The 11,541-nt window shown below is 61.7% G+C and carries 6 protein-coding genes; 5 read left to right on the forward strand and 1 reads right to left on the reverse strand.

Features of this window, described 5'->3' with window-relative positions; all coding sequences use genetic code 11:
- Nucleotides 1-30 precede the first annotated feature (30 nt).
- Nucleotides 31-1,086, forward strand: a complete 1,056-nt coding sequence (locus AC1Q6J_RS02310; RefSeq protein ID WP_492277705.1) for an alcohol dehydrogenase — start codon at nt 31-33, stop codon at nt 1,084-1,086.
- A gap of 6 nt (nt 1,087-1,092) precedes the next feature.
- Here AC1Q6J_RS02310 and AC1Q6J_RS02315 read toward each other — a convergent pair whose 3' ends face one another.
- Nucleotides 1,093-3,795 (reverse strand): bifunctional acetate--CoA ligase family protein/GNAT family N-acetyltransferase, encoded by a 2,703-nt coding sequence (locus AC1Q6J_RS02315; protein WP_492277706.1) that lies wholly within the window; start codon nt 3,793-3,795, stop codon nt 1,093-1,095.
- Between the two features lie 280 nt (nt 3,796-4,075).
- Between AC1Q6J_RS02315 and AC1Q6J_RS02320 the strand changes: the two genes are divergently transcribed.
- The 4 genes from AC1Q6J_RS02320 to AC1Q6J_RS02335 all read left to right on the forward strand — a co-directional run bounded on the left by AC1Q6J_RS02320 (nt 4,076) and on the right by AC1Q6J_RS02335 (nt 10,929).
- Nucleotides 4,076-4,876 (forward strand): esterase/lipase family protein, encoded by an 801-nt coding sequence (locus AC1Q6J_RS02320; protein ID WP_492277707.1) that lies wholly within the window; start codon nt 4,076-4,078, stop codon nt 4,874-4,876.
- Between the two features lie 118 nt (nt 4,877-4,994).
- Nucleotides 4,995-6,536: a WS/DGAT/MGAT family O-acyltransferase gene (locus AC1Q6J_RS02325; protein WP_492277708.1), complete on the forward strand. Its 1,542-nt coding sequence runs from the start codon at nt 4,995-4,997 to the stop codon at nt 6,534-6,536.
- Nucleotides 6,537-6,551: 15 nt separating this feature from the next.
- Nucleotides 6,552-7,553 (forward strand): alpha/beta fold hydrolase, encoded by a 1,002-nt coding sequence (locus AC1Q6J_RS02330; RefSeq protein WP_492277709.1) that lies wholly within the window; start codon nt 6,552-6,554, stop codon nt 7,551-7,553.
- A 136-nt stretch (nt 7,554-7,689) separates the two neighbouring features.
- The gene (locus AC1Q6J_RS02335) at nt 7,690-10,929 is read left to right on the forward strand and encodes a bifunctional cytochrome P450/NADPH--P450 reductase (protein ID WP_492277710.1); all 3,240 of its coding nucleotides are present in this window, start codon (nt 7,690-7,692) and stop codon (nt 10,927-10,929) included.
- Nucleotides 10,930-11,541 lie beyond the last annotated feature (612 nt).

Consider the following 11,541-nt stretch of genomic DNA (forward strand, 5'->3'; position numbering starts at 1 on the left):
GACGGCTGCATAAGAAAAGGGAGAGACGCGATGAAGAGTTTCAAGGTCACTGAATTCAACACACCGTTGACGGAAGTGGACATCGCGACCCCAAAGCCTGAGGGCACTCAGGTTCTGCTCAAGGTGAAAGCCGCCGGCGTCTGTCACAGCGATCTGCATATCTGGGAGGGCGGCTATGATCTGGGGCACGGCCGCAAGCCGCTGTCCCTGAAGGACCGCGGGGTGTCGCTGCCGCTCACCATGGGACACGAGACGGTCGGCGAAGTTGTTGCATTCGGGCCCGATGCGAAGGGCGTGGCGGTCGGCGATGTGCGGCTGGTCTACCCCTGGCTTGGCTGCGGCGAATGCGCAACCTGCAAGGCAGGCGATGAGAACATGTGCATCGTCAAGCCGAATTCGATCGGGGTGTATTGCGACGGCGGCTATGCCGATCACATCACGGTCCGCCATCCGCGTTATCTCCTCGACCTCAAAGGTCTCGATCCGGTGACCGCCGCACCTTATGCGTGCTCGGGCGTAACGACATATAGCGCGATCAAGAAACTCGAATCGATTCTGGACCAACCCATCGTGATCTTCGGTGCCGGCGGGCTGGGTCTGATGGCGCTGTCGATCCTCAAGGCCATGGGCGGCAAGGGCGCCATCGTTGTCGATATCGATGAGAGCAAGCGCAAGCCTGCGGAGGAGGCCGGCGCGCTCGGATTTGTCAACGGCGCCGCGCCGGACGCCTTGCAGCAGATCGCAGCGAAAGCGGGCAGGCCTGTTCTTGGCGCGATCGATCTGGTCGGCAACGCCGCGACGGCGCAGCTTGGTTTCGATTGTCTCAGCAAGGGCGGCAAGCTTGTCATGGTCGGGCTGTTCGGCGGCGGCGCGCCATGGGCGTTGCCACTGATTCCGATCAAGGCGATCACGATTCAGGGCAGCTATGTCGGCAATCTGCGTGAAACGCAGGAGCTGATCGATCTGGTGCGCGAGAAGAAGATCGCACCGATTCCGGTCACCAAGGTGCCGCTGAAGCAGGTCGATTCCGCGCTCAACGATCTGAAAAAGGGCAAGCTTGTCGGCCGCGCCGTGCTCGTTCCCTGACGCAACTTACTTGGCTCGTTCCGCAAGCGGCAGAACCACAAGCGAGATGTCCGAGTTCTGCGGATCGGGGCCGATCTGAAATCCGAGCCGCCGGCACATATCGAGCATTCTGGCATTCCGGCTCAGGACCTGGCCGCGGATGGCGCGCACGCCCTCCGCGTTCCCGTACTCGACGATCATTTTCATGAACAGCAGGCCGAGCCCCACACCCTTGAGGTCGGACCGGACGAGCACGGCGAATTCGGCGCTGGAAAAGTCAGCTTCGGTGTGAAGGCGCACCACGCCGAGCATCTTGCCGGTGGTTTCCTCGATGGCGATGAAGGCCATCGCGCGGGCGTAGTCGAGCTGCGTCAGGCGCGCGATAAACGGATGAGTCAGCTCCTTCATCGCCGAGAAGAACCGCAGCCGGATGTCTTCCTGGCTGACGTGCGAGAAGAACTCCGGATAGAGATGTTCATCCTCGGGCCGGACCGGCCGCACGAAGATATTCCGGCCGTCCTTGAGCGTGGTGTGCCGTTCCCACTCTTTCGGATATGGCCGTATCGCAAAGCGATAATGACCTGAGCCGCGAAGCGCGTCGCTCAGTGGCGCAATCGATACCTGCGCATCGACCGCGATGACGCCATCCTTGTCGGCCAGCAGGGGATTGATATCGAGTTCACGAATCTCCGGCAGGTCCGCCGCCATTTGCGCGATCTTCACCAGCAGCAACGCGACCGCGCCTTCGTCCGCCGCGGGAACATCGCGATAGCTCTTGAGAATACGCGAGACACGGGTGCGCGCAATCAGGCCCTTCGCCAGATTGAGGTCGAGCGGCGGAAGCGCCAGCGCCTTGTCGTTGATGACTTCGACCGCCGTACCGCCGCGTCCGAACACCACCACGGGACCGAAAGTGGGGTCGTCGGCGAGACCTGCGATCAGCTCGCGGGCACGCGGACGCAAGATCATCGGATGGATTGTTACGCCGTTGATGCGGGCTTTTGGCCGCATCTTGCGGGCCCGTTGCAGGATATCGTCGGTCGCATCGTGAACCGCGCGCTCGCTGGTCAGGTTCAGACGCACGCCGCCGACGTCTGACTTGTTCAGAATGTCCGGCGAGCTGATCTTGACCACCACCGTATTCCCTTCCGCCAGGATAGGGGTCGCCGCGCGCGCCGCCTGATCCGGATCCTGCGCCAGCACAGCGGATGCGATGGGGATCGAATAGGCCGCGAAGAGATCGTTGATTTCGATCGGATTGAGCCAGCCCCGGCGGTCGCGTAACGCGTTCTGGATGATCGCGCGCCCGGCCGCCACGTCCGGCGCGAAATCTTCCGGCAGGCTGGGCGGCGTCTGCATCGCGACGTCCAGACCTTCGCGATAGCGCACGATATGCATGAAGCCGCGCACGGCGTCTGCTTCGCTTGGAAAATGCGGAATGCCCGCTTCGCCAAATACCGCGGAGGCGGCTCCGTTGTCGCCGACCCATGCCGCGAATACCGGCTTGCGGGAATAGGCCTCGGCACGGTACTTTTTCACCGCCGCGACAACGGCCTTCGCGGATTCAAGTGGTGAGGCCAGCGTGTTGGGCGAATTCATGATCAGGACCGCATTGTTCGCGGTGTCGCCCAGCACGAGCTCACAGGCTTTCGCATAGCGTTCGCCGTCCGCGTCGCCCAGAATGTCGATGGGATTAGCGCCTGACCATCGCTCCGGCAGCACCTTGTCGAGGCTTTTCTTGACGTCTTCGGACAAGCCGGCAAGCTCACCGCCGAGGTCGATCAGCCGATCGACCGCGAGTACGCCAAGCCCTCCACCGTTGGTGATGATCGCAAGCCGGTGGCCATGCGATGATTGCAGGTGCCCGAGTGTTTCAGCGGCGGAAAACAGTTCGTCGAGGTCGAGCACGCGCAACAAACCGGCGCGGCGAAACGCTGCATCGTAAACCGCATCCGACCCGGCCAGCGCGCCGGTATGCGTGGCGGCTGCGCGCGCGCCTTGCGAGTGGCGGCCCGACTTGATCGCCACCACGGGTTTGACGCGGGCGGCGGCCCGCGCCGCCGACATGAATTTTCGCACGTCGCTGATCGATTCCACGTAGAGCAGGATGGCGCGCGTGTCCGTGTCGAGGGCGAAATAATCGAGCAGGTCGCCGAAATCGACATCGAGATTTTCACTCGTCGAGACGATACCCGAGAATCCGACGTTGCGGTTCGCCGCCCATTCGACCAGCGCTGTCGAGATCGCACCGGACTGCGAGATCAGCGCAAGGTCGCCGATTTGCGGCAAGCGTGACCCAAAACTGGCATTCAGTTTCATGCGCGGCACCAGAACGCCGAGCGATGGTCCGATCAGGCGCAGGCCAGTCTTCCGCGCCGTCTGCGCGATCGCCTCCGTGTAAGATCCGGTGCCGACGCCGAGACCCGCGGAAAGCACCATCGCGGCCGGGAATCCGCGAGCGCCCGCGGCTTTCACAATATCCTGGATGGCCGCGGGCGGTGTCGAGATGATCGTGAGATCGGGTATCTCGGGAATGTCCCTGATGTCGCGATACGTCTTGATGCCTTCGATTTCGGAATGTTTGCGGTTGACGATGTAGATCGGTCCGCTGAAGCCGCCGGCGAGCAGATTGCGCAATGTCGCGCCCCCGACAGAGGCGGGCTTCGAACTCCCGCCGACGATTGCGATCGAGCGCGGCGAAAACAGGTGGTCGAGGCGGTACGTACTCATGAAAGGTCTCGGGCCATCGTTGTCACAGGCTATCGCAATTGGGTGGCAAATGCGTCGGGGCCGGTCCAAGGGCATGAGGTCGCATGCTGCGATTCCTCAGACGGCGGCTTCGTCCACCTTGTTACGGAACATGGTGCAGAGCAATAAAATTCACCACGCCGCCGTTTTCACCGAAACCCGATTGGCATGAGGCCCGACATGCTTCTAGACTATGCGGACTGCCTCAATGCGGAGCAGTAAGAGCGTAGTGTGATGAAGCTGTTTGCCCGGGCAGGTCGCGATGACAGTTAACGAGAGCCACCTCGCGGAAAAGGGCCGATTACGTCCGCCGAATCTCGGTCTGTTTCTCGCCGAGGGGCGAGGGGTGTTCGAGCTGAACGCCACCTTGTTGATGGCGCCTGCGCTTTTGACGGCACCGCGCGGCGACGGTCATCCAGTTTTGGTCCTGCCTGGTCTATTGGCGAGCGATGTCTCGACACTCATCCTGCGGCGCTATCTCGATCTGCTCGGGTTCTCGACCCATCCATGGGGTTTCGGCCGGAACACAGGCGGCGTCTACAGCATGCGCGAAAAGCTCGGCAAATTGCTGGCCAGCGTTCACAGCGCGACAGGCCGCAAGGTCAGTCTGGTCGGCTGGAGTCTCGGCGGCGTTTACGCACGCGACCTGGCGTTACGAATGCCTGAGATGGTCCGTTATGTCGTGACACTGGGCAGCCCGTTCGCGGGCGACGTCACTGCGACAAACGCCAAGCGCGTGTACGAGATGGTCTCGGGCGAAACCATCGAGGACGCTGACATCAAGGACATTCACGCGCTGTCCGGCGATCTGCCGGTGCCGACATCGTCGCTCTATACCCGCACCGACGGAATCGTGAACTGGCGGACTTGCCTCGTGCGCGAAGCCGATACGGCAGAAAACATCGAGATTGCGCTCGCGAGCCATATCGGTATTGGCGTGAACGCTGCCGCGCTATGGGCTGTCGCCGACCGACTCGCGCAACCGGAAGGCGAGTTTCATCCGTTCGATCGCTCGGGGCCGTTCGCGCTGGCCTATGCGCGACCGGAGAAAGCTGGCGCGTAAAAAGAATATTGCCGGACGAGATCGCCTGAAAGGCGACAGCGGCTGTCGGAGCACGGTGCAGGAGAACGGAAAACGAATTTCCGGGGCATCGTGATCTCGCCTGAAACGGGAGGGTACTATGAGCCATGCCAAGAAGCTGTCTTCGATGGACGCGTCGTTTCTTTATCTCGAGACGCCCGAGATGCCGATGCACGTCGGAAGCATGGCGATCTTCAAGCTGAAGGACGGTTATCAGGGCGACTTCTTCGAAGACTTCAAGAAGATGATCGCGGACCGGATTCATGTTGCGCCGATCCTGAAGGCGCGACTGGAGAAGGCGCCGCTCGACATCGATAATCCGAGCTGGGTCGAGGACGATCAGTTCGACATCAATCGCCACATCTTCCGCGGCGGCCTGCCGGCGCCGCATGATCGAGCGACCCTGGAACGCACGGTGGGCTGGATTCACGCCAAGCTGCTCAACAGGGCGCGCCCGCTCTGGGAGTTCTATGTATTCGAGGGCATGGAGAACAACGAGGTCGGTCTTTATTCCAAGATGCATCATGCCTGCATCGACGGCGGCGCGGGCGCTGCGCTCACCAACATGATCTATGACATCACGCCGGTGCCGCGTGAATTTCCGAAGGTCGTTCCGAACAAGCAAGCCAACGAGCCGCGGGACATCGCAGCCAACATGCTCGATTCCTACACGCAGCTCTGGCGTCAGCCGCTCGATGCGTCAAAGGCCAAGAGCTTCGATCTGCCGCGTAGCGGCAAGAGCGATCTTGGATCTGTCCTGTTCGACAATGCGATGTTCCAGATCGAAAGCGGCATCAGGATGCTTGGCGGGGTGCCGGAAACCGTCAAAAGCATCCGCGACATGGTCGCGAAGGTCTCTGACCCGAAATCCCGCGATAGTCTGGCGAATATGGTTTCGCCCTCGACCATGCTGAACAAAACGATTTCGTCGGAGCGCAGTTTCGCCGGTGTCTCGGTCTCGCTGCCGGAAGCAAAGGCGATCGCCAAGCAGGCCGGCGGCAAGCTCAATGACGTTGTGCTGGCGCTGTCGAGCGGCGTGCTGCGCAGGTATCTGCTTGAGCATGGCGGGTTGCCGAGCCGATCGCTGACTGCGGCTGTGCCGATTTCTCTGCGCGAGGAGGGCAACACCGAAGCGAACAACCAGGTGTTCGGGATGATCTGCTCGCTGGCGAGTAATATCGAAGACCCGAAGGAGCGCCTTCAGGCGATCATCGCCCAGTCAGCGAAGTCAAAGGAAATGTCGCATCCGCTGCGCGCGCTGATGCCATCGATGTCCAACATCTCGATGCTGGGCGCGCCGATCCTGATTCAGGTGCTGGCGCTGCTCTACAGCCGCTCGAACCTGTCCGATGTGCTTCCGCCGAGCGCAAACGTCACGATCTCGAACGTGCCCGGGCCGCGTCAGACGCTCTATGCGGTGGGAGCGGAATTGCTCCATATCTTCCCGGTCTCGATCTCGACCCATGGTCTTGCGTTGAACATCACCGTGCAGAGCTACCGCGATCAGCTCGATTTCGGCTTCATCGCCGGAGCGAACATTATCCCGCATGTCGAAGTGCTGGCGAACATGCTGCCCAAGGAGTTCGAGCTTCTTGCCGCGGCCGTCGCACCGCACGGCAACCGTGCAAGCGCGGCAAGCTGAGACGTGGCGCCTGCAATGATGGAAATGCCGCCGCTTCAGTATGCTCAGGTCAATGGCATACGCATGGGCTTCTACGAAGCCGGTCCCAAGACAGACAAGCCGCCACTGGTGCTGTGCCATGGATGGCCGGAGATCGCTTTTTCCTGGCGGCATCAGATCAAGGCTCTGAGCGAGGCGGGTGTTCGGGTCATTGCACCCGACCAGCGCGGATACGGCGCAACGGACCGTCCGGACCAGGTCGAAGCCTACGATATTGAAAACCTCACCGCCGACCTGGTCGGTTTGCTGGATCATCTCAACATCGACAAGGCGATCTTTGTCGGCCACGACTGGGGCGGGTTCATCGTCTGGCAGATGCCGCTGCGCTATCCGGGCCGGGTGGCGGGGGTGATCGGCATCAACACGCCGCATACGCCGCGAACACAGGAGGATCCTATCGCGCTGTTGCGGAAGAAATATGGCGATCACCTCTATATTGCGCAGTTTCAGGACCCTGACCGCCGCGCCGACAGGATATTCGATGGGCGCGTCGAGCAATCCTTCGACTTCTTCATGCGCAAGCCGATGCCGCAGAAGAAGCCGGTGGAAGCAGGCGAGGGACCGCCTGCGGCTGGTCTCGGTGCGTCGCCGAAGCTGAACATGGCGTTTCCGCAAATGGTCGCGGGCTACGATGGCAAGCTCGACCCGCGAGATAAAATCCTGACGCCCGAGGAAATGCAGGTGTTCGTGGATGCGTTCAAGGTCTCGGGTTTCACCGGCGGGATCAACTGGTATCGCAACATGACGCGTAACTGGGAGCGTTCGGCGCATATCGACCACACGGTGCGCGTGCCCTCGCTGATGATCATGGCCGAGAACGATGCGGTGCTTCCGCCGTCCTCGTGCGACGGGATGGAGAATATTGTTCCGGATCTCGAAAAACACCTGATCAAGAATAGCGGCCACTGGACCCAGCAGGAGCAGCCCGCCGAGGTCAGCGCCAAAATCCTCGAATGGCGCAGGCGGCGTTTCGGGTAACGCTGCCGGGAGGCCGCAGCCAATGCCCTTGCCTTATAAGTTCTTTGCAAAAGATGCGCCGGAACAGTAGCTTCGGAGAAAAGCTCCGGGCCAGCCGGGCATCAATGAAGTCACGTGGGCAGGAGATACCCGAGCGATGGCGTCCCAGAACAAGCTGAATCCGATTCCGCATCCGCCGAAGAAGCCGGTCGTCGGCAACATGCTGTCGCTGGATTCGACCGCGCCTGTGCAGGATCTGGTACGCAAAACCAGGGAGCTTGGACCGATCTTCTGGCTCGACATGATGGGCCAGCCGCTGGTCATCGTCTCGGGATTCGAACTCGTCAACGAACTGAGCGACGAGAAGCGTTTCGACAAGGCGGTGCGCGGAGCGCTGCGCCGCGTGCGCGCGATCGGCGGCGATGGTCTGTTCACGGCGGACACAACCGAGCCGAACTGGAACAAGGCGCACAACATTCTGCTGTCGCCGTTCGGCGGCCGGGCGATGCAGTCCTATCACCCGATGATGGTCGACATCGCCGAGCAACTCGTCAAGAAGTGGGAACGCCTCAACGCCGACGATGAAATCGATGTCGTTCACGACATGACCGCGCTGACGCTCGATACCATCGGGCTGTGCGGTTTCGATTATCGATTCAATTCATTCTACCGCGAGGACTATCACCCGTTCGTCGGCGCGCTGGTACGCTCGCTCGAAACGATCATGATGACGCGCGGCCTTCCGCTGGAAGGGCTGTTTATGCGCGCGCGCCGGACCGACATGGCGGCGGACGTCGCGTTCATGAACAAGATGGTCGATGAAATCGTCGCCGAGCGGCGCAAGAACGCGGATGCTGCTGCTGGCACGAAAGACATGCTCAATGCGATGATGACCGGCGTGGACAAGGCGACCGGCGAGCAACTCGACGACGTCAACATCCGCTACCAGATCAACACCTTTCTGATCGCCGGTCACGAGACCACGAGCGGCCTGTTGTCCTGCGCGATCTACGCCATGCTCAAGCACCCGGAGGTACTGAAGAAGGCGTATGAGGAAGTCGACCGCGTTCTCGGCGCCGACATCAACGCCAAGCCGACCTTCCAGCAGGTCACGCAGCTTCACTACATTTCACAGATCCTGAAAGAGTCGCTGCGGATGTGGCCGCCGGCGCCCGCTTACGGCGTGTCACCGCTCAAGGATGAAACCATCGGCGGCAAGTACAAGCTGCGGAAAGGTACCTTCGTTACGATCCTGGTGATGGCGCTGCATCGCGATCCGTCGGTGTGGGGACCGAACCCGGACGTGTTCGATCCGGAGAATTTCAGCCGTGAGGCCGAGATCAAGCGTCCGCCCAACGCCTGGAAGCCTTTCGGCAATGGTCAGCGCGCCTGTATCGGCCGTGGCTTTGCGATGCATGAGGCTGCTCTCGCGCTCGGCATGATCCTCCAGCGCTTCAAGCTGCTGGACCATACGCGCTACCAGATGCATCTGAAGGAAACACTGACGATCAAGCCCGACGGCTTCAAGATCAAGGTGCGGGCGCGTTCGGACAAGGATCGCACCATTGTCGCCAGTCGTTCCGGGGCCGCGGTCGCAGACACGTCCGGGACCGCCGCGCCGGCGCGGGTTCGGCCCGGTCACAACACGCCGCTGCTCATTCTCTATGGTTCCAATCTCGGCACTGCCGAAGAGTTGGCGCATCGCGTCGCGGATCTGGCCGAGGTCAATGGTTTCGCCACCAAGCTTGCGCCGCTCGACGACTATGTCGGCAATCTGAAGGATCAGGGCGACGTCATCATTTTCTGCGCATCCTACAATGGCGCGCCGCCGGACAATGCGACCAGGTTCGTCAACTGGCTGAACAGTGATCTTCCAAAGGATGCCTTCCAAGGGGTTCGCTATACTGTGTTCGGCTGCGGCAACAGCGACTGGCTGGCCACTTACCAGTCGATTCCGCGCCTGATTGACGAGCAGCTTACCGCCCATGGCGCGAAGGCCGGGTTGCCGCGCGGAGAGGGTGATGCCCGCGACGATCTCGATGGACAGTTCGAGAAATGGTTCAAATCGGTGCGCGAGCTTGCCGGGAAGGAAGCCGGTATCGACACCGGCTTCACGCGCGAAGCCAATGACGAGCCGCTCTACAAGATCGAGCCGGTGGCGCACAGCGCGGTCAACACGATCGCGGCGTCCGGCGGCGCGGTGCCGGTCAAGCTTCTGGTCAACGACGAATTGCAGAATAAATCCGGCGCCAATCCGTCCACGCGCTCGACGCGGCATATCGAAGTCGAATTGCCCGACGGCGTCAGCTATCGTGTCGGCGACCATCTCAGCGTGGTGCCGCGTAATGCGCCGGCGCTTGTGGACGCGGTGGCGCGGCGCTTTGGCTTTCTTCCGACCGATCAGGTGAAGTTGCAGGTGGCGACAGGCCGCCGTGCGCAGCTTCCGGTCGATAATGCGGTGTCGGTCGGCCGGCTGCTCGGCGAATTCGTCGAATTGCAGCAGGTCGCGACCCGCAAGCAGATTCAGATCATGTCGGAGCACACCCGCTGCCCGATGACCAGGCCGAAGCTCGAGGCATTGACCGGCGACGATCCTGCTTCAACCGAACTCTATCGCTCGGAGATCCTCGCCAAGCGGAAGTCGGTCTATGATCTGATGGAAGAGTACCCGGCGTGCGAGCTGCCGTTCCACACCTATCTGGAAATGTTGTCGCTGCTGTCGCCGCGTTACTACTCGATCTCATCGTCGCCCGCGGCGGCGGGGGCCTCGAAATGCAGTGTGACCGTCGGCGTGGTCGATGCGCCCGCGGTTTCAGGGCAAGGCATCTACAAGGGCGTCTGCTCGAACTATCTCTCCAGCCGCCGCCCGGGTGATGTGGTCTATGCCACCGTTCGCGAGACCAAGGCCGGTTTCCGCTTGCCGGAGAAGGCGACGACGCCGATCATCATGATCGGCCCCGGCACCGGCCTCGCGCCGTTCCGCGGCTTTTTGCAGGAGCGCGCGGCGATGAAAGCCAGGGGCCAGTCGCTGGGCCCGTCGATGCTGTTTTTCGGCTGCCGTCACCCCGAGCAGGACTTCCTCTACGCCGACGAACTGAAAGGCTTCGCCGATCAGGGCATCACCGAACTGCACGTCGCGTTCTCGCGGGCGGACACGCCCAAGAGCTATGTGCAGGATTTGATTGCCGCGCAAAAGGACAAGGTCTGGAAACTGATCGAAGCCGGCGCGGTCATTTACGTGTGCGGTGACGGCGGCAAGATGGAGCCGGACGTCAAGCGCGTGCTGACGGCAATCTATCGCGAGCGGACCGGGGCCGAGGAGGCGGCCGCGTTGCAATGGATCGATGCCATGGGGACGCAAAACCGTTACGTGCTCGACGTCTGGGCGGGGAGTTAACGCGCGCTGACAAAGTATGCGATGCGGCGTGGTGCGTGATCTCTCTTCGCGTCGTCCCCGCCAACGGGCCCGGCTTCGCGATTTTTCTCCATGTCGTCCTCGCGCAGGCGGGGACCCATACGCCCTGAGTCGTCAATTTGAGGGATATGCTGGAGCGATCTTCTCGCTGTCATCGGGATGTGCGGTGGTTATGGGTCCCCGCTTTCGCGGGGACGACATTGAATGTGAGGCGTCATCCTGAGGTGCGAGCCGCTTTTGCGGCGAGCCTCGAAGGATGCCTGGCTGCACGTCGCCGTCGTCCTTCGAGGCTCGCAAGCGCTCGCACCTCAGGATGACGGCGCACATCTCGAACGTCCGATTCAATTTTCAAACAGCCACTTCCGTTCACGCACGCGGCATCGTTCTCGCGCATCGCGCGAGGTGAGCTTTTAGTCTCGCCCCTCACAGCGCGCACGAGGCCTGCCTCGTTCGCGCCCCTGATGAGGGGCATGGAGCGCCGCGAGGCGCAAATGTGTTGTCTCGCTTCCTCTTGCGTTGAGGAAGCGCGTCGCCTCACGGCGCTCCACAGTCAGGTTTGCGCAGTCTGCGCAAGCTTGACTGCTATTTGGCGGC

The organism is Afipia sp. MLSD5-FHT05B12, assembly GCF_058793355.1.

Excerpts from the sequence above, each read along its gene's own strand:
- AC1Q6J_RS02315 (WP_492277706.1), bottom strand. The coding sequence starts at position 3,795 with ATGAGTACGTACCGCCTCGACCACCTGTTTTCGCCGCGCTCGATCGCA.
- AC1Q6J_RS02330 (WP_492277709.1), top strand. The coding sequence starts at position 6,552 with ATGATGGAAATGCCGCCGCTTCAGTATGCTCAGGTCAATGGCATACGC.
- AC1Q6J_RS02325 (WP_492277708.1), top strand. The coding sequence starts at position 4,995 with ATGAGCCATGCCAAGAAGCTGTCTTCGATGGACGCGTCGTTTCTTTAT.
- AC1Q6J_RS02320 (WP_492277707.1), top strand. The coding sequence starts at position 4,076 with ATGACAGTTAACGAGAGCCACCTCGCGGAAAAGGGCCGATTACGTCCG.
- AC1Q6J_RS02310 (WP_492277705.1), top strand. The coding sequence starts at position 31 with ATGAAGAGTTTCAAGGTCACTGAATTCAACACACCGTTGACGGAAGTG.
- AC1Q6J_RS02335 (WP_492277710.1), top strand. The coding sequence starts at position 7,690 with ATGGCGTCCCAGAACAAGCTGAATCCGATTCCGCATCCGCCGAAGAAG.